This window comes from Streptomyces chryseus (assembly GCF_014650755.1).
Taxonomy (GTDB): domain Bacteria; phylum Actinomycetota; class Actinomycetes; order Streptomycetales; family Streptomycetaceae; genus Streptomyces; species Streptomyces chryseus.
This window is the reverse complement of sequence record NZ_BMVO01000018.1, coordinates 1-26509: the sequence shown is the minus strand read 5'-3', so window position 1 is coordinate 26509 and position 26509 is coordinate 1. Positions and strand designations below refer to the sequence as shown.

The window sequence follows — 26509 nt, the reverse complement described above, 5'->3', positions numbered from 1 at the left end:
AGGCCCCATTGTCACCTACCGCGACTATGCTGGTACAGCATGGGGGCGTCGCGCGGTGAGAACAACTTCCGTACGGATCAAGAAACTTGGCGGGTACGACTGCGCCTTCCCGGACCGCGGGAACAGGTGCTCGGAGCCGGTGTGCTGCTCGGTGACGGGCTCGTGCTGACCTGCGCGCACGTCATCCGGATTCCCGACACGGACGACCACCAGCCGTTCGTGACGGTCGAGTTCCCCGGCGCCGGCGGCGGGGACACCGCAGGTCTGCGGGCCGTCGTCGTACCGGGCCACTGGGTCCCGCGCGCCGACGACCACAGCGGCGATCTCGCCCTCCTCCAGCTCTCCGGGCCGCCACCCGTCACCGCGTACGCCACCCTCCACCGCATGCCGACCATCTGGAATCGTCGCGTCCATTTCGCCGGTTACCCCTCCCGCATCACCGGCGGCAAGTGGGCCGAGGCGCTCATCAAGGGGCCGGGCGGGCCCGGCGACGAGTGGGTGCAGATCGATCCCGTCACGGAGACCGACACCCTCATGCGGCGCTTCAGCGGCGCCGGGGTCGTCGACAACCGCACCGGCCGTGTCATCGGCATCGTCGTCAGCAAGCTGGACTCCGAGCGTGAGGGCGCGCGCCACCGGCACGGTTACATGATCCCGACCGGCACGGTCGTCAAACACCTGGACCTCGTGCGCGAGCGCTGCGTGAGCGGCCGCCGTCCGGTCCCCGCCACCCTGTCCGTCGACCCCGCCACCCTCGCCGCCGTTCCCGGCCTCCTCGCCGCCGAGGCGGACCTGCTCACCACCGCACCGGCCGCCCCCACCACGGACGGGACCGGCCCGCCCGCCGGTCATACCGGCCCCACCGACCCCACAGACGCCACGGACCACACAGGCCCCGCATCTCTCGCGAGCCCCAACCACCCCACCAGCCCGGCCCGCCCCCACTCCCGCCGCGCCCCCGACCCCGGGTTCGCCCGCTGGCTCACCCGCTGGCTGGCCGGCGAGGACGACCTGGCCGACGTGGAGATCACGTTCGTACGGGACGAGGACCTGGACGCCGCCCTCGCCCTGCGCACCACCCTCACCCTGGCGGACCGCGAGCAGTCGCCCCGCACCTCCGTCGCCGCCTCCGGCCCCGGGCGCGGCGTCACCGCGCCCCGCGCGGGCAGTCTCGACCTGGCCGTCGACGTGAGCGGCAAGTCCCCGGCCCAGATCGCCGAGGAGATCGCCGAGGGCATGGCGCTCGACGGGCCCGGCCTCCTGCCCATGCCCGCGCGCATCGCCGCCGACGCCCTGCCGCTGACCACCGTGGCCCGAGGGGTGGACGACGCGCTCCAGCCGCTGGAGACGGTCGAGTTGCTAAACACGCTGGTGCGGCGCGGCGGGCGGCTCCTGCTCGTCTTCCGGCAGCACGAATCGCCGGCCCTGCGCCGTACGTACGAACTCCTCCTCGACCCGTCCCGTCCCCGGCTCTGGCTGGACCGCGTCGGCCGCCGCATCCGCGCGCTCGCCCGTACCGAGGAGAGCGCCCGGGAGTTACGGCGGCGGGCGGCGACCTGCGTCACGCCGCTGCCCGCCGTCCCCCGGTACGCCCCGGACCTCGAACTCAAGGCGGCCCGCCTCGAAGCGGACCCGCAGCGGGGCGCGACCGGATTCCTGGTCAAGCTGTCGTACGTCGAACGAACCGTGGAGACCGCCCTGCTGGAGGCGGAGGCCGCCCACCGGCTGCTGGCCCGGCAGCTCGCCCGCCACCAGGACCTGCGGGGGCTCCTCGACGGTCACCAGGCGCGCCTCGCCGCCCACGGTCTGACCGAGACGGCGGCCTCCGCGCACCAAGAGGCCCAGCGGCTGCTGACCGGCGGTCCCTGCGAGCTGAGGGTGGCGGAGGCAGCGGTCGACCGGTTCGTACGGGAAGCCCGCGCGGCACTCGCGCCCGGTGCGCGGGCGGCGGATCGCCCGGCGGAACCGGCACCGGACCCCGGACCGGCGGCAACGGCGGCGACGACGGCGGAGGGGGACCGATGAGACCGTGTCCGCACCCCGGGTGCACCGGGCACGTCACCGAGACCGGCTTCTGCGACCTCACCGGCCTGCCCGTGGACTCCGGGACGGAGGCCGAAGCGCAGGCACCGGCGCGGACGGAGGCGGAGGCGAGGGCGACGGCGGAGCTCAGGGCGGCCCGCTCCGGAGCCCGGGCCGCCGCCCAGTTCGTCCTCACCCCCGCCGGCGAGAACCTCATGGACCTGCCGCACGTCGAGGTCCCCGACCCCGCCCTCCTCGTCGAACCCGTCGAGGACCAGCCCTCCTCCCACGTCATGCGCTGCGGGAACCCGGACTGCACGGAGCTCATCGGCGTCGTGACGACCGAGGGGCGCTGCAGCTGCGGCACGCCGTACGCGCTCCAGCCCCAGCTGTCCGCCGACGACGTGCTCGCCGACCAGTACCAGGTCGTCGGGCCCATCGCCCACGGCGGACTCGGCTGGGTCTACCTCGCCGAGGACGCCCAGCTCTACCACCGCCCCGTCGCCCTCAAGGGGCTGCGCAACCCGCACAGCCCGCTGGCCCGCGAGGTCGCGCTGCGCGAACGCCGGCACCTCACCGACCTCAACCACAAGGACATCATCCGCGTCATCAACTACGCGACGCACCGCCCCACCGGCACCGACTACATCGTGATGGAGTTCGCGGGCGGTATGGCGCTGCACCAGATCGCCGAGCGGATCGCGCGCGACGAGGAGCCGTTCGCCGGTCCGCGCGTGCACGAGTTCATCGTGAGCTACGGCATCCGGATCCTCGACGCGCTCGGCTACCTGCACACGCACGAGCGCAAGGTGTACGGCGACATGAAGCCGGACAACGTCATGCACTGCGGCGACGGCATCAAGATCATCGACGTGGGCGGGGTACGGGAGTTCGGCGCGCCCGGCCCGTACACCGACCCGTACAAGGGCCCCGAGGTCGAGCAGGACGGCCGGGCGCACCCGCAGTCCGACCTCTACAGCGTCGGCGTGACGCTGCGCGAGCTCACCGACTCCGCGCACCACCCCGCCCCCGGCCTCGGCGCCGAGTCCCTGCGCCGCGCGCTGGCCCGCGCCACCGACCCGGAGCCGCGCAAACGGTTCGCCACGGCCGCCGAGATGTCGCTCCAACTGCGAGGCGTCATCCGCGAACTGCGGTCACTGCGGCTCGGCACGGAGACCTTCGAGCCCTCCCGGCTCTTCGAACCGGCGTCGGCCGCACTCGACGGCGGGCTCGGCGAGGCCCCCACCCTCGACCGCTGGGCGTACGGCACGCACCGCCTGCCCCTCAACGCCGCGCGCCCCTCCCCCGACGAGGTCGCGGCGGGCCTGCCCGTGCCCAAGACCGACCCCGACGACCCCCAGGCGGCCTCCCTCGCCCGCATCTCGTTCGACGCGCCGGGGCTGCTGCAACTGCTGGCGGACTGGACGCCGTCCCCGGAACTGCACCTCCTGCGCTGCCGCCTCCACCTCGGCCTGGCCCGCCGCGCTTCGGTCCGCCGCCCCCAGCCGCGCGCGCACCACCACGAGCGGGCCCGCATCGAACTCGACCTGGCCACCGCCCTGATCGGCGCGATGGCGCCGCACGACTGGCGGCTGCACTGGCACGCCGGGCTGCTGCACCTCGGTGACGACCGGATCGCCGAGGCGCGCGCGGAGTTCGACCTCGTCTACGACTCACTGCCCGGCGAGTACGCCCCGAAGCTCGCCCTGGGGTACTGCCACGAGCGGCTCGGCCGCCCGGACCGCGCCCGCGACTACTACGAGGCGGTCTGGCTGCGCAACCACTCCCTCGGCAGCGCGGCCTTCGGGCTGGCCCGCATCCATCTCGCCCGCGAGGAACGGGAGAAGGCCCTGGACATCCTGGAGCACGTGCCCAAGGACTCCCGGCACCGCACGGCCGCGCGGACCGCGATCGTACGGATCCTGGCGGGCCGGCGGTCCCCGGACGGCGCGCCGCCTCCGCTGGAGTCCATCGCCGCCGCGCTCGCCCGGGTGACCCGGCTGCGGGAGGAGGAAGGACTGACGGACCGGCACGCGTCCCTGCGGCTGGAGACGCACATCCGGGAGGTCGTCCTCGACTGGGTCCGCGGGGCGCCGGACGACGCCCGGGGCGCGGGCCGGCGGCTGGCCGCCCTGCGCGAACGCGTCCAGGACCCCGACCTCACCGAGAACAGACTGCGCGGACGCCTGGAGGAGGCGTACCGGGGCCTTTCCCAGCAGGCGGGTGACGCACGCGCGCACGCACTCCTCGACCTGGCCAACGGGATCAGGCCACTGCGCTGGACACACAAGGAGCACGCATGGCTCAGGACGGCACGCGAAGTGCGCACGACACGGGAGACGGGGAAGGTGCCCCGGCCGCTGGAGTCGTCTCCCTCGAAGTGAGCCAGCAGCCCTACGTCTGGGCCGAACGCGGGGCCGAGGGCGGGACGCGCATGTGCGCCGTGGTGACCGTGACGGTGTCGCTTCCGGCGGCCGGGGAAGGAGCGGCGGCTCCCGCGCCCCCCGCCCGGGCCGAGGTCCTGCTCCTCGACTGCTCGGCCTCCATGGGCTACCCGCGCGAGAAGCTGTGGGCCGCCCAGGCAGCGGCGGCGGAGGCGATACGCGCGCTGCCCGACGGCACGTACTTCGCGGTCGTCGCCGGACGCCACACGGCGGAGCTGGTCTACCCCGGGGGCCCTGGGCAGTCCCCCGCACTCGTACGGGCCGACGCCACCACCCGCACGGAGGCCCAGGACGCGGTGGAACGCCTCGCGCCGGGCGGCGGCACGGCCATCGGCAGCTGGCTCGCCCTCGCCCGCGAGCTGTTCGGGGGCCTCCCCGGGCCCGCCGTCCGGCACGCGCTGCTGCTCGGCGACGGCCGCAACGAACACGAGCAGCCGGACGCGCTGACCGCCGAACTCGTTGCCTGTTCGGGCCTGTTCACCTGTGACGCCATCGGCATCGGCGAGGACTGGGACCCCGACGAGCTGCACCTGGTGGCCGACAGCCTCGACGGCAGGGCCGACGCCGTACGGGACCTCGACGCGCTGCCCGGCGAGTTCCGTTCCGTCACCGCCGAGTCCACCGCCCGGCACCTCACCGGTCTGCGGCTGCGCCTCACCCACCGCGCGGGCAGCGAACCGCTCACCGTGCGGCAGGTCCACCCCACCCGCCGGGACCTGCTCCCGGAGCGGGTGCCGGCCGGCGACCGGTGCGTGGAGTTCCGTACGCCGCCGTGGGGCGACGAGACCCGCGAGTACCTCGTGTGCGTGGCCGCCTCCCGTTCGCCGCGGGAACCGGTCGACCGGGCCCTGTGGCTGGCCGACCTGAAGATCGTGCGGGAGGCGCCGCAGGACGCCCCGCCGGGAGAACTGGGGCCGGTGCTCCCCCCGGCGCGGCCCGTGCTGGTCCACTGGACGCGGCACCGCGACCTCTACAGCGCGTACGACCCCAAGGTCGCCCACTACGCCCACCACGACGCCCTGGTCCGCGGCCTGGAAGCGGGCCGCGCCGCCCAGCGCGCCGGCGACACGGAAGGGGCCCGCGCCGCGTGGGGCGAGGCGGTGCGCCGGGCCCACGCGATGGGCAACGAACCGATGCTGCAACGGCTCGGCGACGTCGTACGGATCATCGACGCGGCCGCCGGCGAGGTGGAGGTGCGCCCCGACATCCGGCCGCTCGACATCAACTCCGCGATGGTCCTGCGCGCCCACAGCACGATGCTGCCCCAGCGGACCGGGCCGCGCCCCGGGCCCCGGGACGGTGACGCGTGATCTCCGGCCCGTCGCGCCGGTTCTGGCGCTCGGCCACCGGGGCCGACGGCGTCTCCACGGTCGGCTACCTGCGCCGCCAGCTCACCTGGCTGCTCGCCCTGACCGCCGTCGGCGGCGCGGCGCTCTTCGGCGCGTACGACGAGGTCCACCGCGACTCCGTGTCGATCCGCGAGCGCACCGGCCCCGCCGTCGTCGAACTGGCCAGGGCGCACACCTTCCTGCGCCAGGCCCACACCACCGCCGACGACCACCTGGACTACCGGACCGACCACCACGAGTGGCCGGACATCCTGCCGCGCGGCGAGGAGTACCGGACCCAGGTCGCCGAGGCGAAGAGCAGCCTCGGCCGGGCCGCCGCCACGGGCTCACTCGACCGCGAGGACCGGCAGACGCTGCGGATCGTGGCCGGGCTCGTCGACAGCTACGCGCTGCGCATCGACGGGGCGTGGACCCAGTCGCACCAGCCGAAACTGAGCAGCGCCAACCTCACGTACGCGCGGCGCATGATGCACGAGCCCGAGACGGGCATCCTCGCCCGGATCGTCACGCTCCAGGCCCGGCAGACCGACGCGCTGGACCACCAGGAGGACTGGGGCGCCGCGCCCCTGCTGGCCTGGCCGGTCGCGGTGGCGGCCTGCGCGCTGCTCGGCGTGCGGCTGGTGGGCACCCAGGTGTTCCTGCGCCGGCGCTTCCGGCTGCGGCTGAGCGTCCCGCTGGCGGCGGTGACCCTGCTGCTGGCGGCCGTTCCCGTGCTGGCGTTCGGGACCTGGCAGGCGCACGCGAGCCAGACGGGGATGCAGGAGGCGGTCGCCCCGCTGACGCCGGTCGGCACCCCCGGGGCTCAGACGGGGGCCGTGGCCGCCGCCGAGGACGGCATCGCCGAGGCCGTGCGGGAGGGCAACACCGAGGCATGGGTCCGGGGCACGGTGTTCATCCCGCTCGGGACCGGGCTGATGGCGGGGGTCGTCCTGTGGACGCTCCAGTCGCTCCTCGTCGAGTACGCCGTTCCCCGGAGCCCCGCAGGAGGCCGCAAGTGAAACGCCCCGCCCGTCCGCCGCGCCTCCTGCTGTCCCTCTGCCTCCTCGCCGGACTCGCGCTGTCCTGCGCCGCGTGTGCGGAGGAGCCGCCACCGGTCGTCAGCGTGCTCGGCCCGTGGACCGGTGACGAGGAGAAGAGCTTCGAGACGGTGCTCGACCAGTTCGAGAAGAAGTACGGGATCAGGTACGACTACCAGGGCACCACGTCGTTGCGCGAGACGCTGCTCGCCCAGGTGGAGGCCGGATCGCCGCCGGACATCGCCGTGCTGAACAGCCTCGGCGAGCTCACCGAGTACGCGCACCAGGGTGTGCTCGTACCGCTTCCCGAGAACGTCCGCGAGCGTTCCCCGGAACCGTGGGCGCCCGAACTCACCGTCAAGGGCCGCAAGAACGCGTACTGGACGCCGATCAAGGTCGACCTGAAGAGCGTGGTCTGGCACTACCCCGGCCGTGCGCCCCAGAAGGGCGACTGGTGCGTCGGCGTGGGTTCCGGCGCGACGTCGGGGTGGCCCGGCAGCGACTGGATCGAGGACATCCTGCTCCAGAAGTGGGGCCCGGACGTGTACGAGCTGTGGGCCACCGGCGAACTGCCCTGGGACAGCGACGAGGTCCGCACGGCCTGGGAGACGTGGGGCCGGCTGATGGCCCCCGGCGGTGACCGGTCGCAGGCGGACGCCGCTCTCGGCAACGACTTCAACGGCAACGACGGCAAGGGGCTGCTGAAGCGGTCCGGCGACGGATGCCGACGCGAGCACCAGGGCAGCTTCGTCCGGCGGCTGTACGACGAGGACATCACGTACGTGCCGACCACCCGGGCCGTCGCCGAACTCCGCAACGAACGGGGCGCGTACGAGGTGGCGGGCGACATGGCGGCGCTGTTCGACGACACGAGCGGCGCGCGGGCCCTGATCACCTTCCTCACCGGGGACGAGGCGCGGGCCACCTGGGCGCGGGCGGTGCCGGAGAGCAACCGGCCGTTCTTCCCGGTCTCCGTCGGCTCGTACGGCGAGACCTGGGCGAACCGGGCCGTGCACGACACCCTGACGGGCGCGAAGCGGCTGTGCGCGGACGCGTCGGACGTCATGCCGCCGGGGGTGCGGGGCGCCTTCTACCGGGCGGTACTGGAGTTCCTCGCGGCTCCGGAGGACAAGAAGCTGCTGAAGGGCCTGCTCGCCCAGCTGGAGGACGAACGGCTGCGGCACGCAGAACTCGGCACGCCCCGGGTCCCGTCGGTCTGCGCGGCGCCGACGGGCGGGACGGGGACTCCGTAACCGTCGCGCACGGGGGCGGCGGGCGCTCGCCGCACGGGTCGGGGGCCTCGCACCCGCGCCTGCGCACAGGGGCCGGCCACCGCCGCCCGTCCCCGGCGCCGCTCCCGCGCGCGCTCCCTCAGCGCAGCTCCTGCGGGCAGGCCGTCCCCCGGGTCAGGCCGTAGGGCGCCGCCAGCCGGTACACCCCGGGCCTCGGCGCGAGCAACTGCGTCCACTCGTCGCCGGCCGCGTCCTCGTCCGCCTTCATCAGGCAGCCGTTCGGATTGGTGAACTCCCGGGGGGTCTGCCCCCGGAGCTTCGACTCCGGCGTCTCGGCCGGCGGTTCGACCCGCTCGCCCTCGGCGTCGACCAGGCCCAGCCACGGCGAGTACGGGATCCGGATCAGGACCCGGCCCGCGCTCCGCACCCGGATCGTCAGCTCGCCCGCGCCGGCGCGGTCCACGGTCGCGGGCGGGTCGGCGAGCGGGGTGGGGTCGTCGACGCGGAAGAGCCGCCAGTTGTCGTCCGCCCAGACCTGTTCCAGGTACGGCTGGCCGGCGCGTACGAGCTCGTACTCCTGCGTGGCGCCCGACCTGTCCGGGGCGCCCTTGGGCAGCACGACGTAGTGCACGGCCCAGCGGTCCAGCCACTCGCGGTACGTGTCGGGGTGCAGGGTGTCGTCGTAGAAGAGCGGGTTGCGCTCCATGTCGGCCTGCCGGTTCCAGCCGCGCGCCAGATTGACGTACGGAGCGAGCGCCGACGCCTCCCGGTGACTGCTGGCCGGGACCACCTCGACCCGGCCCTTCTCCGCGCCTACCTCCTGCAACTGGTTGACCAGCGGGGCCAGCTCACGCGCCCAGGACGCCGTCGGCGCGGTGCGGATGATGTCGTCGACGCTCTTGTAGCCGATCCAGAAGGTGAAACCGGCGAAGGCGACGACGAGGGCGTACCACTTGGCGGTGCGCGGGGCCACGAACGGCAGCGCGGCCAGCAGCACGACACCGGCGAACACCATCGCCAGGCGCGAGACGTTGCTGCCGATCTGCGAGTCGATGAGATAGGTCAGCAGCACGCCGACGGCGTAGACGGCGGCCCCCGCCCGCACCGTCTTCCAGTCCGCCGGTACGAGCACGGCCACCAGCACGCCGAACAGGAACGGCAGCGACGCCGTCCCGACCGACATCGGCTGCGTACCGGAGAACGGGAACAGCCAGGACGACACGGCGACGACGAGGACCGGCGCGAGGCCGAGCGCGTAGGCCCCGGGGCGGCGCTTGTTGAGGAACAGCGCGGCCGCGACGACGCCGAGGAACAGGCCCGCGACCGGGCTGCTCGCCGTGGCGAGACCCGCGAGCGGCGCGGCGACGCCCGCCTTCGCCCACCGGTTGGCGGCCCAGCGGCGCGGCCAGCAGAACACCGCCGCCACCGCGCCGAGCGCGAACATCATGCCCAGGCCGAAGGTGACCCGGCCCGACAGCGCGTTGCAGAGGAAGGCGAAGACCCCGGCGAGCGCGCACCACAGCGGGTTGCGGACCGCCTTGACGCGGACCAGGATCAGCGCGGTCAGGGCGGCCGACACGGTGCCGACGATCATCATCGTCGTACGGACGCCGAGGACCGACATCAGATACGGCGAGACCACGCTGTACGACACCGGGTGCATGCCGCCGTACCAGGCGAGGTTGTACGCCGAGTCGGGGTGGCGGCCGACGAACTCGGCCCAGGCGTCCTGGGCGGCGAGGTCGCCGCCGCTGTTCGCGAAGCAGAAGAACCACACGACGTGGACCACGGCCGCGGCGGCGGTCGCGATCGTGACGGGGTGCCGGAGGAAGCGGCGCGCCCGTCCGCCGTCCGGAGCGGCGGACACGGGCGCGGGCGCGCGGCCCGGGGCGGTGCGAGCCGCCGGTGCGGGGCCGCTGCCCGGGGCCGCGGCACGCTCCGGGCCCGGCCTGATGCCGGCGTCCCGTATGCCGGTGCGGCCGTCACGGCCGGCGTCGTCCCCGTCCCCGTCGCCGCCCTCGGCGCGCCTGGGCTCAGCGGTGGTCATTACGGCTCTCCCCGTCTCCCCCGGGTACCAACAACCCCCCGACACGCAGTAGGACGCCGTCCCCGTGTCCCGTAGTTGCCCGGACGTTAACACGCGGTGTACGGGCTGCCGCCGCCGGTTTCCACGCCCGGCGGCGGCACTCCCTCGTCGGACCGGCCCCGGCTCAGCCGATCCGGGTCAGCTTGTCCCCGAGGCCCGGCTCGACCAGGTCCTTCTCGAGCACGACGGGTGCCGTGACCTGGCCGGGGCCCGAACCGACGGTCACCCGACCGACCTCGTCGCCCGCCTTCGCGGTGTGCGGCAGCGGCTTCCCTGCGTCGGAGATCGCCAGCTCCACCTTCAGGCCCGGCCAGCCGACGGCCTTCAGGTCCTTGGTCGCGACGACCGGTGTCCGGCCGCCGAGGCCGTCGTCGACGTACCCGACGACATCGCCCTTCTTCACGACGGTCGCCGACGTGACGTCCCGCTGGGCCGCCTGGATCAGCTCGAGGCTCCGGCTGATGGCGAGCTGCAGCTTGCCGTCGAGCGTGGTGGCGTCCTCCTGGCCCATCACCGCACCGACGATCCGGCGCTCCTCGCCGTCGACGACGGTGTTGGCGGACCACAGCAGGTTGCCGCCGGCGGGGGTGGACGAGCCGGTCTTGATACCGCTGACTCCGGGCTTGAGCAGGATGTTGTTGTTGTTGTAGATCTTCCCGTCGATGCCCGGGATCTCGACCTCCGGCAGGTTCACGATCTCGCGGAACACGTCGTTCTCCATGACCGCCTTCGCCAGCTTGAGCTGGTCGGTCGCGGTGCTGACCGTGGTGGCCTCCAGGCCGCTCGGGTCGGTGTACGTCGTGTTCTTCATGCCGAGGTCCTTGGCGGCGTCGTTCATCTTGCTGACGAACTCCTCCTCGGACTTGGCATCCCAGCGGGCCAGCAGCCGCGCCGCGTTGTTGCCGGAGGGGACCATCAGCAGCTGGAGCATCTGCCGCTCGGTGAAGTGCTGCCCCTCCTTGATGCTGGCGGTCGACTCCGCTTTGTACGTGGACTCCTTCTCGGCCTGAGCGTCGACCCTGATCTTCGGGCCGTTCTCGGCGCCCTTGAGCGGGTGCTCCTTGAGGATCACGTACGCCGTCATGGTCTTGGCGACGCTGGCGATCGGCCAGGGCTTCTGCTCCCCGTGCGTACCGATGGTGCCGACGCCCGGCACCTCGACGGCCGACTGGCCCTCCTCGGGCCACGGCATGCTGAGCGCGTCACCGTCGAAGGTGTACGTCGGCTTCGCCGTCAGCGCGAGCGCGGGCGAGGGCAGCGGCCGCACGAACTGCACGACCGCAAAGACGATCACCACGAGCAGGACCAGCGGCGCCCAGATCTTGACGCGCCGCACGGCGGTCCTGACCGGGGTCTCCGGCGGGGGCGGGGTGTTCGTCAGCTCGGCCAGCAGGTCGAGCGGCGGCTTGGGCGGCAGCGGCTGCTGCCGCGTGCGCTCGGCCTCCGGCACGGGCCCGGCGGTTTCCGCGGGGGGCGCGGCGGCCGGGGCTGCGGCGGCCGGCGCGGCAGGAGTGATGCTGCGCGGGCGGCCGGCCGGCGGCCTCACGTCGTCCCGCTTCAGCGGGACGAACTGGCTGGTGCGCTCGGCGGCGGACTCGGGCGTGCCGACGGCCTTCAGCGCGGTGGTCGGCTGGTCGACGGCCTGGCGCGGCCGTACGGCCTTGAACACGGCGGTGGCCTGGTCGACCCCACCGCCGGTGGCTGCCGCGTCCCGCGCGGCGCCGGAGCCCTCACGCGGGCCCGCTCCACCGGACGGCGCGCTCCCGCCACCCTTGGAGCTGTCCCGCGCCACGGCGTCGGCGGCGGGTGCGTCCTCGCCGCGGCCCTCGTCGTCGCCCTCGTCGTCCTGCTCGCCGCCGGGCTTGGCGTCGCCCTTGCCGTCGGCCGTGGCGGAACGGTCCTCCACGGCGTCGGCGGCGTTCGCATCCGCATCGGCCGGGGCGGGAGCGGCCTTGTCGTCGGCCGCGCGGCGGGAGTCGTCCGGGTGGTCCGTACCGGACGCGGACGACTCGTCGCCGTCGTCGCCGTCCGAACCGGAAGCCTCACCGGCGTCGGCGTCGGCATCCACGTCGGAGGCGCGGGCGCCGGTGCCGGCCTGCGGCTCGGCGGCCGCCCGGTCCGCCGGAGCACCGGCGGTCTTGACGTCCGTACCGGACAGCTCCACCGCGTGCTCGCTCCATCCGGCGCCGGCCGCGTCCGCCGACGGCTCACCGGCGTCGTCGGTGCCCGTGTCCGTACCGGAAGCGTCGGCCTCGTCGGCCGTCGCCCCGGCGGTGTCCTCGGCCGCGGCGGGCTTCGGCGCCCGGGGCGGCTCGGGGTCGCCGACCGGGGTGTCCGTGACGGCCGTGGTGGCCGTCGGCGCGTCCTGGGAGGTCGTGTGCGGGGCCGGCGCGTCGGCCGGGGCCTGCGCTGCCGCCGCCGCCCGCGCGTCGCCGGAGCGGCCCTCGGCCGCCTTCGCGGAGCCGTCGGAGCTCGCCGCGTCGTCCGGGGCCTCCGGTGTGTCCGCCGTGGCGACCCAGGCCGCCACCGCCTTCCGCAGGCGCGCGTCGCCCTCGGGGACCCGGTCCTCCGGGGCCTGTGCGGGCTCCGGGGCCGCCTCCGGGGACTCCGGGGCCGTCGGGGACTCTTCTCGCGGCAGCTTGAAAACCGCCGTCGGCTGATCGACGCGGCCGCTGTCCGCCGGTTCGGCCCTGCCGGCCGATTCCCGGAAAACGGCGAGCCGCGGATCGCGTTCGCCCGGGGCCGTCTCCCCCGACGACTTCCGCTGCTCCGACCTGTCGGGGGACTCGCCCGCCACCGATGCCTCCTTCATACGCGCCCGCGCATACGCCCGCTGTCCGCGGTCCGATGTCCGAACCATGTACCAGTGTCCTGTCTGAGACCCTGGCTCCCTCGCTAGACGAGAACGACATACGTGCCGGTTCCCGTACGAAGCACCCAGGCGCTCTCGACAGATGAATGTGAGAGGGGTCACCCTGTCATTCATCCACGCGGGGAGGCATGGATGGGCAGGAGCCGCAGAACACTTCCGGAGGAGCTTCTGCTGCTCGCTCTGGACCCGACAACGGGTACCACAGCGCAGCCGCAGTCGCTCGACCTCGGCCTGGCCGGGGCACAGCTAGTAGAGCTGGCTCTGGCAGGACGGATAGCCCCAGACGGGGATCGTATCGCCGTGGTGATGGCACGGCCGACAGGAGATCCGACTTTGGACTCCGCACTGGAACTGCTGCGCAGGCGCGGCAGCCCGGTCCGGGCCGTCCACTGGATCGGCGGACCCCGGCTGGGGCTCCGCCAGACGTATCTCTCGCATCTGGAGCGGTGCGGCATGGTGCATGCCGTGGCGGGCCAGATGTGCGGGGTGCTGCCGACGACTCGCTACCAGGCGACGGAATCGGTGATCTGCCGGGAGATCAGGTCCCGGCTCGACAGTGCGATCCGCACCGGCGTACCGCCGGACCCGCGGACCGCGGCGCTCGCCGCGCTCGCTCACGCAGTGGGACTCGGCAAGCACCTCTACCCCGGCAACGAGGGGCGCTCATCACGCTCCCGCCTCCGGGATCTGATCAGGCACGACCCGATGGGCGGACTCGTGGCGCACGCCGTGATGGACGTCCAGAACGGTGCGGCCGCACAGCCGCGCCGCGCCCCTGCGGGGGGCGGTCGACCGCAGTCGGCCGTACCGATGCAGGCGCAACCGCAGCAAACGCAGTCACGCCGCGACGGCATGGCGCGCCTCGCGGCGCACTGAACCCGGCCGCAGCACCGAGAGCAGCACCCGTACGACCATCGCCGCACCGATGTCCCCAAGACCCGGTTCGGGAGCCGCACCCCGGCGCGCGGGGTGGCGGACCGGTCGGCCAGGCCATCCTGGCCCCGACCGGACCCGCCACCCCGCGCGCTCGCGTCGGCACCCTGTGTGGGCATTTCCCAGCGCGGACATGACCATTGGTGGCAGTCTGCTGAGAAGTAGAGCGTGTAGCAGTACATACGCACAACGCACTCAGCCGGAGGTGCAGTTCCCGTGGCGTCGAACGTCAACCCCACCGTCAGGCGACGCCGATTGGGCCAGGAGCTCCGCCGGCTGCGCGAGCTCAAGGGCATGACGGCCGAGGAGGTGGCGGAGCGCCTCCTGGTCTCCCAGTCGAAGATCAGCCGCCTGGAGAACGGCCGCCGCTCCATCAGCCAGCGCGACGTACGCGACCTGTGCGGGGTGTACGACGTCGAGGACCACCGCATCGTCGACTCGCTGATGCAGATGGCCAAGGACTCGCGCCAGCAGGGCTGGTGGCACGCCTTCGGCGACATCCCGTACAGCGTCTACATCGGCCTGGAGACGGACGCCGCGTCCCTGCGCGTGTACGACCCGCAGATCGTTCCCGGCCTGCTCCAGACCCCGCGCTACGCCGAGGCGCTGATCACCGGCGCGCTGCCCGAGACGGCCGCCGGCGACGTGGAGAAACGGGTCAACGTCAGACTGCGCCGGCAGGAACGCATCCTCACCGCCGAACAGCCGCTGCGGCTGTGGGCCGTGATCGACGAAGCGGCGCTGCGCCGCGTGGTCGGCGACAGACAGCTCATGCGGGAGCAGCTGGAACACCTGGTGGAGCAGTCCCAGCTGCCCCATGTGACGGTCCAGATACTTCCGTTCGACATGGGCGCGCATCCCGGCATCAGCGGCCACTACGCGATCCTGGAGTTCCCGGACGCGGCCGACTCCAGCGTGGTCTACATCGAGGGCGTCACGAGCGACCTCTATCTGGAGAAGGCGAACGACGTACAGAAGTACAGCGTGATGTACGAGCACCTGCGCGCCCAGGCGCTGAACGTCGAGGCCTCGCGCCATTTCATCGCGAACATCGCGAAGGATTACGCCCGCTGATCAGCCCCTGAATCAGAGCTTCCGCCGAGGGAACCGGAACGGTACACCTTGGTCACGGCGCAGCGGAAGTCCCTCATGGAATATGCCATCCGGTCGGGTGAACGACCACTTCACGCGAGGTGGTTCGCGAGTAGCGTCGCTCACGCCAGCAAGAACGTTGGCGTCTCACTCTCCACGACCAGCAAATTCGGAGTGAACATGGCAATCCATCAGGGCGCTACGGACACCTGGACGAAGTCCTCGTACTCCGGGGGTAACGGCGCATGTGTAGAGGTCAAGTCCCCGGTCAGCCACGCTGTCGCGGTGCGGGACTCGAAGGCGCCCGAGGGCCCTTCGATCACCTTCGCCCCCGGTTCCTGGAGCGCGTTCGTGGGCGGGGTCGGCCAGGGGACGTTCGACCTCGGCTGACCGGTCCGGGGCGAGTCACGACCCGCCGTGGACGACGCGCCGAGACCGACCCACCGAGGCGCGGGTACCGAGCACCGAGGCGCGGGAACCGACGCGCCGAGCACCACCGAAGTGAGCCCTCTCGACCGGTCCGCCGTCCTGGCCGAGGGGGCTCCGCCACGTCCGCCGGCGCCCGGCGGTACGCCCCTCAGCGCAGTTCGTCGACGTACCGGTCCGTCCCCGGGACCGTCGGGACGAACGGCGCCACCAGCTCCACCCGGCCCAGCCCCGACGCCGCCACCTCCTCGTCCAGCCCGCCGAAGCGCTCCTCCCACGCCTCGCGCGGATCGGTCTCCAGGAACCAGAGCAGCGTCAGCCGGGTGTCGACCCCCTCGACCTGCTTCACGTAGCTCATCCGGTCACCCGGCAGCGGCGTCGGCCGGAAGACGGTGACCATCGCGGCCGGCCCCCCGGCGCCCGACCGCTCCGCCAGCCGGCGCGGGAGGTGCGTGTCCCGCAGCCACTCCAGCAGCTTCGCCCGCCGCCCGGGGCTTTCGGCGTCGACGACCTCCAGCACCAGGCCCCGGTACGGGTGGTCGAGCGCGTGGAAGTCGCGCGGCCCGGCGTCCCCGTCGCGGTAGACGGTCGCCTCATGGTCCTGGAAGGCCGTGAAGACGTGCGTACGGTCCTGGTGGACGCGCCCGTCGCGGTTGAGGCGCTTGTTGATCCCGACGGTCCACTTCATGTGCTCGTCGTAGCGCCCCTCCGTCACCCAGTACGTCGAGAGGTAGCAGCCGGCGGTGACCGGCTGCGCGACGGCGGACTTCTGCGGGTAGCGCAGGAGCTGGAGGTCACGGGTGGCGACCCAGCGGCGCCCGGCGTACATCCAGGGCATGGCCATAGCGCCGGCGACGTAGTGGTCGTCCTCGTACCAGCGGTTGTACGCGTACTCGTGGCCCGGGTGCGGTTCGACCATGGTGATCAGGGCGTGTCCCGGCCGGACACCGTAGGGCCCGACGCTCGCCAGTTCCGCGTACACCTCACTGCGCGTGTCCTCACCCATGGCTGCCGATCCCTTCCTTCCGCCGCCGGACGGACCTACTCTGACGCCTCGTCAGATGAATGGCCAGACCTGGAACCGGAAGGGCGACCGGATGCTGCTTCAGGGGAAGACCGTCGTCGTGTCGGGCGTCGGCGCCGGGCTCGGGCACCGGATCGCCGCGGCCGTCGTGCGCGACGGCGGCAACGCGGTGCTCGGCGCCCGCACGGAGGCGAACCTCGTCAAGTGCGCCGCCGAGATCGATCCGGGCGGCCGGCACACGGCCCAGCTGGTCACCGACATCACGCACGAGGACCAGTGCGAGGCGCTCGCCGCGCTCGCCGTGGAGCGCTTCGGACGGATCGACGCCGTCGCCCATGTCGCGGCCTGGGACAGCTACTTCGGCGGCGTCGAGGACGCCGACTTCGCCACCTGGCAGAGCGTGCTCGACGTGAACCTGCTCGGCACGCTGCGGATGACCCGCGCCTGCCTGCCGGCGCTGAAGGAGCGGGGCGGCTCGGTCGTCATCATCGGCACGCAGTCGGCGATCGCCGCGCCGTCCGAGGTGGAGCAGGCGGCGTACGCGGCGTCGAAGGGGGCGCTCACCTCGGCGATGTACTCGATGGCGCGCGAACTCGGGACGCACCGGATCAGGGTGAACACCGTGCTGCCCGGGTGGATGTGGGGCCCGCCGGTGCAGGCGTACGTCCAGTTCGCCGCGCACACCGAGGGCGTACCGGAGCAGGAGGTGCTGGGGCGGCTCACCGCGCGCATGGCGCTGCCCGAGCTGGCCACCGACGGCGACGTGGCGCAGGCCGTGGCGTTCCTTGCCTCCGACCGGGCCCGCGCGATCACCGGCCAGTCGCTGCTGGTGAACGCGGGCGAGCTGATGCGATAGCCACTGCCTCCGCCTCCCCCTTTCCTCCCTCTCTCCTCACTCCTTCTTCCGACCGCACGGGACCCGCATCCCGTGCGGTCGTTTCCGTTGCACGTGACGATGCGCCCGCTCATCGTGTGGCTGCCGTCACGTGCGCGACAACGCCCCGGAGGGTCAAGAAACGGCAAAGAGGTTCCGCTTTATGACCTGCGTTCACATCCTTGACCCCGAGGGGCCTTGACCGGCTGCCCGCACAGGCGGTTCAATCCCCGAAGTCCCCGCTCCCGCACGGGGGCGCCCGCCATCCGGACGTACTGACGAGGCGCGCTCGGGTTCATTCAGATGAACGCAGGACAAGGCGGACCCCTGGAGGGGGCATGAACAGTCTCGACTGGGCCGTGCTCATCGGCTACTTCGGAATCATGGTCGCGATCGGCGTCTGGTCCCACAAGCGCGTGGACAACGTCAGCGACTTCTTCACGGCCGGCGGGAAGATGCCGTGGTGGCTCTCCGGCATCTCCCACCACATGTCCGGTTACAGCGCCGTCATGTTCACCGGCTACGCGGGCATCGCGTACAAGTACGGCGTCACGTCCTTCGTGACGTGGTCCTTCCCCATCGCGATCGGCATCGCGATCGGGTCCAGCCTGTTCGCCCCACGGCTCAACCGGCTCAGGTCCAGGCTGCATGTCGCCTCGCCGCTGGAATACCTCAAGAACCGCTACAACCTGCCCACCCAGCAGGCCCTCGCCTGGTCCGGCGTACTGCTGAAGATCGTGGACGTGGCGGCCAAGTGGGCGGCGATCGCCACGCTGCTGACCGTCTTCACCGGCATCTCGCTCAACCAGGGCATCCTCATCACCGGCGTCATCACGGGCATCTACTGCACGGTCGGCGGACTGTGGGCCGACGCCCTGACGGAACTGGGGCAGTTCGTCATCCAGCTCTTCGCCGGGCTCGCGATGCTCATCGCGGTGATGGGGGAACTCGGCGGCTTCAGCTCGCTGTGGACGGTGTGGGACAAGCTCCCGGAGACCCACAACGACCCGCTGACCGGCGACTTCACCATGATGTTCCTGCTGGCCTACCTCTTCATCAAGACCTTCGAGTACTCCGGCGGCATGTGGAACCAGGCCCAGCGCTACATGGCAACGGCGAGCGCCCGCGAGGCCACACGCTCGGCCCGGCTGTCAGCGGCCCTGTGGCTGGTGTGGCCGCTGGTCCTCTTCTTCCCGATGTGGTGCGCGCCGCTGCTGGTCGACGCGCAGAAGCCGGACGCGTCGGACTCGTACGCCCTCATGACCGAACAGCTGCTGCCGCACGGTCTGCTGGGGCTGGTCATCGTGGGCTTCTTCTCCCACACCATGGCGATGTGCTCCTCGGACGCCAACGCCATCGCCGCCGTCTTCACCCGCGACATCGCGCCCGCGCTGTCGGCGAAGGCGCGCGGGTGGTCGCAGCGCGCGGGGCTGGTGGCCGCGCGGCTCTCGACCGTGGCGTTCCTCGCGCTGTCGATGGCGATCGCCACCCAGGTCAACTCTCCGGCGTTCAAGGACATCATCACGATCGTCATCAAGTGGGTCGCGGGCCTGATGGGCCCGATCGCCATCCCGTTCATGCTCGGGCTGCTGCCCCGGTTCCGTAAGTCCGGTCCCACGGCCGCCCTGGTCTCCTGGGCGTGCGGGCTGTTCGCGTTCTGGGTGGTGAACTACGGGATGGACGGCGTGGCGACGCAGTACCAGGTGTCGGTGCCGCTGGTCGTGTCGCTGATCCTGTTCGTGCTGATCGGCCACCTCAAGCCGGAGGACACTCCAGAGCGCGACGCGGTGCTGGCGCGCATCAACACGGACGGGGACGACGGCACGTCGCCGGACACCGCGGGCGCGACGGTCCCCGCGCCGGCCGGTGCGGGGGACGCGATTGCGCGCGAAAGGAGGGGGGACTGAGTGGAGGAGACGTCGGGGTAGGCATGGCGCCGTCGGGTGAGGCGGGGTCGTCCGGTCGTCGGGCGGCCGTCAGCCCCTCGGGTAGCGGTTCAGCCAGCCGGGGGCGTTGATCGCGGGGCCGTGCAGGGCGGGGCCCTGGGTCATCTCCATGGCGAAGTCGTCGGCCAGTTCGAGGAGCGTGGAGCGCCCTTCGAGCTCGGCCACCCAGCCCGGCGGCAGCGCCGTCTCGCCGTGCAGCGCGCCGAGCAGGCTGCCGCAGAGCGCGCCGGTGGCCTCCGAGGCTCCGCCGTGGTTGACGGCCAGGCGCAGACCGTGCCGGATGTCCTCGCCGACGAGGGCGCAGTAGACGGCGACGGCGAGTACGTCCTCGGCGGTGCGCCCGTCGCCGAGCGACTCGACGCGGGCGGGCGACGGCATCCCCTGGCGTACGGCGCCGAGGGCCTGCTTGAGGGCGTCGGTGACGGGCTGGTGACCGGGGCGGGCGGCGAGCAGGACGAGGGCGCGCTGGACGGAGGCGTCGACGGTCTCGCCCCGCGCCAGGCCGTGCACGATCACGGCGAACGCACCGGCCGAGAGGTACGCCGTGGGGTGGCCGTGGGTCTGGGCGGCGCATTCGACGGCGAGCTGGAAGACGAGCTGCGGCTCCCAGCCGACGAGGAGCCCGAAGGGCGCGGAACGGGTGACGGCGCCGGAGTCGCGGGCGGTGGGGTTCCTGGGCCGGTCGAGCGTGCCCATGGTCTCGTCGGCGAGGCCGGTCAGGCATTCGCGGGAGGGGTCGCGGCGTGCGTACAGCCACTCCTCCCTGGCGAGCCAGCCGCCGTCCTTGCGGCGCTCGTCGGGCCCCCAGTCGCGCTGGGTGACGGCCCACCGCAGGTGGGCGCGGTGTATGTCGGTCGGCGGGTGCCAGGCCCCGGTGTCGCGACGCACCTGGGCCCGTATGAGGCCGTCGACGGTGAAGAGGGTCAGCTGGGTGCCGGCGGTGACGGCGCCGCGTCTGCCGTACACGGGGACGAGGTCGGTGACGGCGTCGACGCCGTGGGCCGCGTGGATCTCGTCCAGGCTCAGCGCGGACACGCCGGCGCCGAGCGCGTCACCGACCGCACCGCCGAGCAGGCAGCCGCGCACCCGGCTGCGGAAGTCCTGCTGCTCGGCACGGCCCCATACGGATGTGACTGGTGCGCTCACCGCTTCTGCCCTTCGCGTGTGCCGGTCGCGTGTGCCGGTGTACGACGTCTGGCGCAGCACTGTAATCGAAGGGGAACGGGGTGCTCAGGGGACGGGTGTGCGAGCGGACGCCACGGGTCCGGCCCGTCAGGCGTGGCTCCGCCCTGCCGGTCCGCCCGCCGCTTCTCCCGCGACGGGGAGGGTGAGCGGCGGGGGACCGGCCGGAGACGGGGCAGGTCGGAGGCGGGGCGGAGGCCGGGGCGGCTCAGTCCGTGATCTGGATCTTGCCGTTGGCGTCGGCCGGCTCCGGGGCCGGCTTCCCGCCGCGCTGGGTGATGCCCTTCAGCAGCTCGGCGAGGTCGACGCCGGTGGTGGAGCTGAGCATCTCCATGCCCTGGGCGACGTTGTCGGTGACCGTACGGGAGAGCTGGCTCGCGCCGTCCGTGGAGATCACGGTCAGCTTGTCGATGGCGCTCATCGGCTCGGCCGCCTTGGCGACGACCTGCGGCAGCACCTCGACGAGCATCTGGAGGACGGCCGCGTCGCCGTACTGCGCGAAGGCGTCGGCCTTCTTGCGCATGGCCTCGGCCTCGGCCGAACCCTTCGCGGCGATGGCCGCCGCCTCAGCCTCGCCCTCGATGCGTACGGCCTCGGCGAGCGCCGCGCGGTGCAGCTTCTCGCCCTCACCGGTGAGGCGGGAGCGCTCGGCGTCCGCCTCGGCCTCCTTGACCTGCGCGATACGACGGGCCTCGGCCTCCTGCTCCGCCTGGTAACGGGCGGCGTCGGCGGGCTTGCGGACCTTGGTGTCGAGCTCGCGGTCGGTCAGCGCGGCCTGGCGCTCGGCGACCTTCTCCTGCTCGGCGAGTACTTCCTGCTGGCGCGCGGCGTCGGCGAGCGGGCCGGCGGCGTTGGCCTTGGCCGCGGCGGCCTCGGTCTCGACGCGGATCTCGGCCTGCTTGAGGTAGAAGGTCCGCTCGGCGACGGCGATCTCCTCCGCCGCCTTCAGCCGGGCCTGCTCCGAGGCCCGCTTGGCGATCGCCTCGGCGATGTCGGCCTCCTGGCGGGCGCGGGCGGCCTCGGGCCGGCCGAGGTCCTCCAGGTAGGAGCCCTCGGTGGTGATGTCCTGGATCTGGAAGGCGTCGAGGATCAGACCCTGGCCGGAGAGGCTGGCCTCGGCCTCCTCGGCGACCTGACCTGCGAAGGCGGCGCGGTCGCGGATGATGTCCTCGACCGACATGCGGCCGACGATGGCGCGCAGCGCGCCGGACAGCACTTCCTGCGTGAAGCCGACGATGCCGTCCTGCTGCTGGAGGAAACGCTGGGCCGCGGCCCGGATGGCGTCCTCGCTGCCGCCGACCTTGACGATGGCGACGCCTTCGAGGTTGGCCTTCACACCCCGCAGGGTGACGGCGCCGCGGACGGAGATCGGGATGTGCCGGCTGGAGAGGTCGAGAGTGAACTTCTGCTGAACGAACGGCACGACGAAGACGCCGCCACCGACGACGACCTTCTGGCCGCTGTTGTCGGTGGAGGTGTGGCCGGTGACCGGGTCGACGGAGGTCTTACCGCGGCGGCCGGTGATGATGAACGCTTCGCTGGGGCCGGCGACCTTGTAGCGCGTGATGACGACAAGGGCCAGCAGGACGAGGAGTACGACGACTCCCACGACGGCGATGACGACTGGACTCATGATGCATTCCCCCCTGCCTTCCCAGGGGAGGCAGCAGTTGGAGCGATGAAGGACTGGTGCGTGGAGCTGGTTACGGACACGGACTCGGCCAGGGGCACCCGTGCGCGCGTGGACCCGGCCACCCGGCCGACGTATCAGCGTTGGGGCGGGGCGTTCGGCGTGCCGGGTGAGGAGTTCGGGCTGCGGCGTGCGGGGTTCAGCGCTCGACCGGGCGCACCGCGACCGAGGTGCTCGACAGTGACGCCTCCACCCAGATCTCGGCGCCGCGCGCGACCGGCACCGCGCTCTTGGCCGCGAGCTTGACTGGCTGGCCGCCGAGCCGCAGCAGCACCTCGCCGTACCCGTCGGCCGGGATCGCGGTGACGACGGACCCGGCGGTGCCGACGAGATCGGTGCCGCGCGGGGTGGCGTCGGTCTGGTCGCGCATCAGCGCACGGCTGAACCGCCACGCGAGCCAGCCCGCCAGAACCCCCGCCGCCACACCGACGCCCGTGGCGACCCCGCCTCCGAGACCCGTGGTGCCGAGCATGATGGCACCGCCGAAGCCGAACATCGATATGAACCCGGCAATGACGGGCAGTGAAAGAAGCCCGTCGAAAAGGCCGTCGAGGACTCCCCCGAAAAGCCCTTCCAGAATCCCGTCAAAGATCAACGAGAGCGCCAGCAGCACGATCCCCGCGATGCCGAGACCGAGAAACACCGTCATTCCGCTCACCCTCCCCCGTGGGCCGATCTCTTGGACCAAAGGGATCGTCTCACGCAGGACTGACAGAAAGCATTGCCGGTCCCGGGCAATCTTCACTCGCCCTTGCTGCCGCATCACTCCAGCACAGGCAGCAACTCCGGAAGGTGGCCGTCCGATGCGGTGGCCGACTGCCGGCGCTCGGGGGGGACCTCGCCGTAGAGAGTGGTGCGGGGCTTGGAGGGGCGGCCGGCGGAGTCCGCGATCGCCACCAGGTCCTGGATGGAGCGGTACGAGCCGTAACTGGAGCCCGCCATACGGGAGATGGTCTCCTCCATCAGCGTGCCGCCGAGATCGTTCGCACCCGAGCGCAGCATCTCGGCGGCGCCCTCCGCGCCCAGCTTCACCCAGCTGGTCTGGATGTTCGTGATGTACGGGTGGAGCAGGAGACGGGCCATGGCGGTGACGGCGCGGTTGTCGCGGTTCGTCGGGCCGGGGCGGGCGATGCCGGCGAGGTAGACCGGGGCGTTGGTGTGGATGAAGGGGAGGGTGACGAACTCCGTGAAACCGCCGACGTTCTTCGACAGCGCCGTCCGCTGGATACGCGCCAGCGTGCGCAGGTGGCCGAGCCAGTGGCGGGGCTGGTCGACGTGCCCGTACATCATGGTCGACGAGGACCGGATGCCGAGCTCGTGCGCCGTCTCGACGACCTCGATCCAGTTCGCGGTCGGCAGCTTGCCCTTGGTGAGGACCCAGCGCACCTCGTCGTCGAGGATCTCGGCTGCGGTACCGGGGATCGAGTCGAGCCCCGCCTCCTTCGCCGCCGTCAGCCACTCGCGGATCGACATGCCGGTGCGCGTCGCGCCGTTGACGACCTCCATCGGCGAGAAAGCGTGCACGTGCATGCCGGGGACGCGCTCCTTCACGGCACGCGCGATGTCGAAGTACGCGGTGCCGGGCAGGTCGGGGTGGATGCCGCCCTGCATGCACACCTCGACCGCGCCGACGTCCCATGCCTGCTCGGCCCGGTCGGCCACCTGGGAGAGGGAGAGCGTGTACGCGTCGGCGTCGGTGCGGCGCTGCGCGAAGGCGCAGAAGCGGCAGCCGGTGTAGCAGACGTTGGTGAAGTTGATGTTGCGCGTGACGATGTACGTGACGTCGTCGCCGACCACGTCCCGGCGCAGTTCGTCGGCGATGCGGGTGAGGGCGTCCAGGGCGGGGCCGTCCGCGTGGAGGAGCGCGAGCGCCTCGTCGTCGGTGAGCCGGGTGGGGTCGTCGGCGGCCTGGTTCAGGGCCTGGCGCACGTCGGTGTCGAGGCGCTGGGGCACCATGCCGGGCGCGGCGGCCTCGCGCAGGGCGTCCCAGTCGCCGTACACCTCGTCGAAGTCGTCACGGCGGTCGGTGGTGCGGCCGATGGTGTCGATGGTGCGGTGGAGGTCCGTACGTCCGGTGCCGGCGGACGGGGCAGCGGCGGTGGTTGTGGACGGGGCCGCCGCTGCCGGGTTGAACCCTCCGTCGGGTTCCTGCCACGGGAGGCCGGTGGGGCGCACGTCCGTGCGGGCCAGCCCGGTCTCCGGGTCGGCGAGCGCCCGTACGTGCGGGAGGAGACGCGGGTCCAGCCACGGCTCGCCGCGCTGGACGAACTCCGGGTAGATGGTCAGCCGTTCGCGCAGCTCGAAGCCGGCGGCGGCGGTCCTGGCGGCGAGTTCGTCGATGTGCGGCCAGGGGCGCTCGGGGTTCACGTGGTCGGGAGTGAGGGGTGAGACGCCGCCCCAGTCGTCGATGCCGGCACCGATGAGCAGGGCGTACTCGGCGTCGACGAGGTTCGGCGGGGCCTGGATGCGAGCGGCCGGGCCGAGGATGTGGCGGGCCACGGCGATGGCGGCGGCCAGCTCCTCCAACTCGGCGTCGGGCATGCCGCGCATGGCGGTGTCCGGCTTGGCGCGGAAGTTCTGGACGATGACTTCCTGGATGCCGTGGTAGGCGCGGGCGGTCTTGCGGAGTTCGAAGAGGGAGTGGGCGCGCTCCTCGTACGTCTCGCCGATGCCGATGAGCAGACCGGTCGTGAACGGGACGTTGGACCGCCCGGCGTCCTCCAGGACCCGCAGGCGTACGGCGGGCTCCTTGTCGGGGGAGCCGTGGTGCGGGCCGCCGGGCTCGGACCACAGGCGGGTGGCGGTCGTCTCCAGCATCATGCCCATCGAGGGGGCGACGGGCTTGAGCCGCTGGAGGTCGGTCCAGGACATGACGCCCGGGTTGAGGTGGGGCAGGAGCCCGGTCTCCTCCAGGACGCGGATGGCCATGGCGCGGACGTACGCGAGGGTGTCGTCGTACCCCTCCGCCTCCAGCCACTCACGTGCCTCCGGCCACCGGTCCTCGGGGCGGTCGCCGAGGGTGAAGAGGGCCTCCTTGCAGCCCATCTCGACGCCGCGCCGGGCGATGTCGAGCACCTCGTCGGGAGAGAGGAACATGCCGTGGCCGGCGCGGCGGAGCTTGCCGGGGACGGTGACGAAGGTGCAGTAGTGGCACTTGTCGCGGCACAGGCGGGTGAGCGGGATGAAGACCTTGCGCGAGTACGTGATGACGCCGGCCCGCCCCACCGCCTCCAGCCCCGCGTCCCGCACGCGCGCGGCGGAGGCGGCGAGGTCGCGGAGGTCGTCACCGCGCGCCTGGAGCAGTACGGCGGCCTCGGCGGTGTCGAGCGCGACCCCGTCCCGGGCCCGCCTGAGGGCGCGGCGCATGCTGGTGGAGGTGGGGGGCGTGGAGATGCGAGGGGTGGGGGTGGATGGGGAGGGTACGGCGGGGGCGGTCCCGCGTGGGGTCACGTTTCCTTGCGGTGCGCTCTCGCTCGTCGTCATGCGTCCGAGCATACGAGCGCACCCTGGCCGGGCTTGCTGTGTGGAGTACCTGACAGGAACGCGGTGATGTGCGCGGCAGCGTCCCTGAGGGTCGCGAAGTGGCGGTGCACACCCTCGACCGCCGTGTCGGTGTTCACTCCCCACACGGTCATGCCGGCGCGCAGTCCGGCCTGTACGCCGGAGGGCGCGTCCTCGACGACGAGGCAGTTCTCCGGCCGGACGCCGAGGCGAGCGGCGGCGAGGAGATAGGGCACGGGGGACGGTTTGCCTTCGGTCACCCCGGCCGCGTCCACGACCACCTCGGGAACCGGCAGTCCGGTACGGGCGAACCGCCCCCGCACGCGGTGCTCGTAGTTGGAGGTGACGAGCGCCCACGCCCCGGCGGGCAGCCCGCGCAGAAGCTCCGCCGCGCCGTCGTAGGCCGCGTACTCCCCGGACCGTACGTCGGCGTCTTCCAGCGCGTGCAACGCGGCCAGGCACTCCTGCGGATCCTCGGCGGGAGCGACGACCGCGAAGGTCTCCAACGGCCGCGTCCTCAGTGCGACCCGGTACACCTCACCGGGGTCCACTCCGTACCGCACGGCCCAGTCGGCCCAGACGCGGCGCTGGTTGTCGAGGGCGTCGACGAGAGTGCCGTCGACGTCGAAGAGGACGCAGCGGGGGGCGGGGGTGGGAGTGGGAGTGGAGGCTGGGGTGGGTGTTGGGGTGGAGGCTGGGGTGATGGTCACGCCGTGATGATGCCACCCGGGGTGGGGGGTGGGTGCGGGGGCGTTGGTGTGGCGGGGGCGGTGGTTGTTTCTGGTGTGGGGGCCGCCTTTTGCGGAGTGTGGCGTCGGAG

18 protein-coding genes are annotated in these 26509 nt (G+C 72.6%); 10 read left to right on the top strand and 8 right to left on the bottom strand.

Annotated elements, in window-relative coordinates; all coding sequences use genetic code 11:
• Positions 1-39: 39 nt before the first annotated feature.
• Genes IE185_RS23445 through IE185_RS23430 form a run of 5 tightly spaced genes read left to right on the top strand, consistent with a single transcriptional unit; the run spans position 40 to position 8084 of the window.
• The gene (locus IE185_RS23445) at positions 40-2025 is read left to right on the top strand and encodes a S1 family peptidase (protein ID WP_189715910.1); all 1986 of its coding nucleotides are present in this window, start codon (positions 40-42) and stop codon (positions 2023-2025) included.
• Positions 2022-4406 (top strand): serine/threonine-protein kinase, encoded by a 2385-nt coding sequence (locus IE185_RS23440; RefSeq protein ID WP_189715908.1) that lies wholly within the window; start codon positions 2022-2024, stop codon positions 4404-4406. Before IE185_RS23445 ends, IE185_RS23440 begins: the two co-directional genes overlap by 4 nt.
• On the top strand, positions 4403-5776 hold the full coding sequence (locus IE185_RS23435) for a vWA domain-containing protein (protein WP_189715906.1): 1374 nt from the start codon (positions 4403-4405) through the stop codon (positions 5774-5776). The genes IE185_RS23440 and IE185_RS23435 overlap by 4 nt, the downstream gene beginning before the upstream one ends.
• Entirely contained in the window at positions 5773-6813 is a 1041-nt protein-coding gene (locus tag IE185_RS33265; RefSeq protein WP_229843655.1) for a GlnX family signal transduction membrane protein, read from the top strand. Before IE185_RS23435 ends, IE185_RS33265 begins: the two co-directional genes overlap by 4 nt.
• Positions 6810-8084: an extracellular solute-binding protein gene (locus IE185_RS23430; protein ID WP_229843654.1), complete on the top strand. Its 1275-nt coding sequence runs from the start codon at positions 6810-6812 to the stop codon at positions 8082-8084. The genes IE185_RS33265 and IE185_RS23430 overlap by 4 nt, the downstream gene beginning before the upstream one ends.
• A gap of 118 nt (positions 8085-8202) precedes the next feature.
• On the opposite strand, the gene IE185_RS23425 is transcribed toward IE185_RS23430, so the two are convergent.
• Positions 8203-10110, bottom strand: coding sequence for a DUF8823 domain-containing protein (locus IE185_RS23425; protein ID WP_138896134.1), 1908 nt, complete (start codon positions 10108-10110; stop codon positions 8203-8205).
• A 163-nt stretch (positions 10111-10273) separates the two neighbouring features.
• The gene (locus IE185_RS23420) at positions 10274-12946 is read right to left on the bottom strand and encodes a serine hydrolase (protein WP_138896135.1); all 2673 of its coding nucleotides are present in this window, start codon (positions 12944-12946) and stop codon (positions 10274-10276) included.
• 207 nt (positions 12947-13153) lie between these two features.
• Here IE185_RS23420 and IE185_RS23415 point away from each other — a divergent pair, with 207 nt between their 5' ends.
• The 3 genes from IE185_RS23415 to IE185_RS23405 all read left to right on the top strand — a co-directional run bounded on the left by IE185_RS23415 (position 13154) and on the right by IE185_RS23405 (position 15436).
• Positions 13154-13897, top strand: coding sequence for a GOLPH3/VPS74 family protein (locus IE185_RS23415; protein WP_138896136.1), 744 nt, complete (start codon positions 13154-13156; stop codon positions 13895-13897).
• Between the two features lie 273 nt (positions 13898-14170).
• Positions 14171-15028 (top strand): helix-turn-helix domain-containing protein, encoded by an 858-nt coding sequence (locus IE185_RS23410; protein ID WP_138896137.1) that lies wholly within the window; start codon positions 14171-14173, stop codon positions 15026-15028.
• A 198-nt stretch (positions 15029-15226) separates the two neighbouring features.
• A complete protein-coding gene (locus tag IE185_RS23405) occupies positions 15227-15436 on the top strand; it encodes a DUF397 domain-containing protein (RefSeq protein WP_138902904.1) in 210 nt (69 codons plus the stop codon).
• Between the two features lie 187 nt (positions 15437-15623).
• Here the strand turns inward: IE185_RS23405 and IE185_RS23400 are convergent, their stop codons facing one another.
• On the bottom strand, positions 15624-16478 hold the full coding sequence (locus IE185_RS23400; RefSeq protein ID WP_189715904.1) for a hypothetical protein: 855 nt from the start codon (positions 16476-16478) through the stop codon (positions 15624-15626).
• Between the two features lie 91 nt (positions 16479-16569).
• Here IE185_RS23400 and IE185_RS23395 point away from each other — a divergent pair, with 91 nt between their 5' ends.
• Both IE185_RS23395 and IE185_RS23390 read left to right on the top strand, forming a co-directional pair.
• Entirely contained in the window at positions 16570-17352 is a 783-nt protein-coding gene (locus IE185_RS23395; protein ID WP_138898323.1) for an SDR family oxidoreductase, read from the top strand.
• A 356-nt stretch (positions 17353-17708) separates the two neighbouring features.
• Positions 17709-19277: a sodium:solute symporter family protein gene (locus tag IE185_RS23390; protein WP_138898321.1), complete on the top strand. Its 1569-nt coding sequence runs from the start codon at positions 17709-17711 to the stop codon at positions 19275-19277.
• Between the two features lie 69 nt (positions 19278-19346).
• Here the strand turns inward: IE185_RS23390 and IE185_RS23385 are convergent, their stop codons facing one another.
• The 5 genes from IE185_RS23385 to IE185_RS23365 all read right to left on the bottom strand — a co-directional run bounded on the left by IE185_RS23385 (position 19347) and on the right by IE185_RS23365 (position 26393).
• A complete protein-coding gene (locus IE185_RS23385) occupies positions 19347-20462 on the bottom strand; it encodes an ADP-ribosylglycohydrolase family protein (RefSeq protein ID WP_138898322.1) in 1116 nt (371 codons plus the stop codon).
• 244 nt (positions 20463-20706) lie between these two features.
• Positions 20707-22131 (bottom strand): flotillin family protein, encoded by a 1425-nt coding sequence (locus IE185_RS23380; protein ID WP_138908896.1) that lies wholly within the window; start codon positions 22129-22131, stop codon positions 20707-20709.
• A gap of 196 nt (positions 22132-22327) precedes the next feature.
• A complete protein-coding gene (locus tag IE185_RS23375; RefSeq protein ID WP_138898310.1) occupies positions 22328-22837 on the bottom strand; it encodes an NfeD C-terminal domain-containing protein in 510 nt (169 codons plus the stop codon).
• A gap of 113 nt (positions 22838-22950) precedes the next feature.
• Positions 22951-25671: a bifunctional FO biosynthesis protein CofGH gene (locus tag IE185_RS23370; protein ID WP_268246673.1), complete on the bottom strand. Its 2721-nt coding sequence runs from the start codon at positions 25669-25671 to the stop codon at positions 22951-22953.
• Complete coding sequence (locus IE185_RS23365; protein WP_189715967.1) at positions 25668-26393, bottom strand: HAD family hydrolase; 726 nt, start codon at positions 26391-26393, stop codon at positions 25668-25670. The genes IE185_RS23370 and IE185_RS23365 overlap by 4 nt, the downstream gene beginning before the upstream one ends.
• Positions 26394-26509 lie beyond the last annotated feature (116 nt).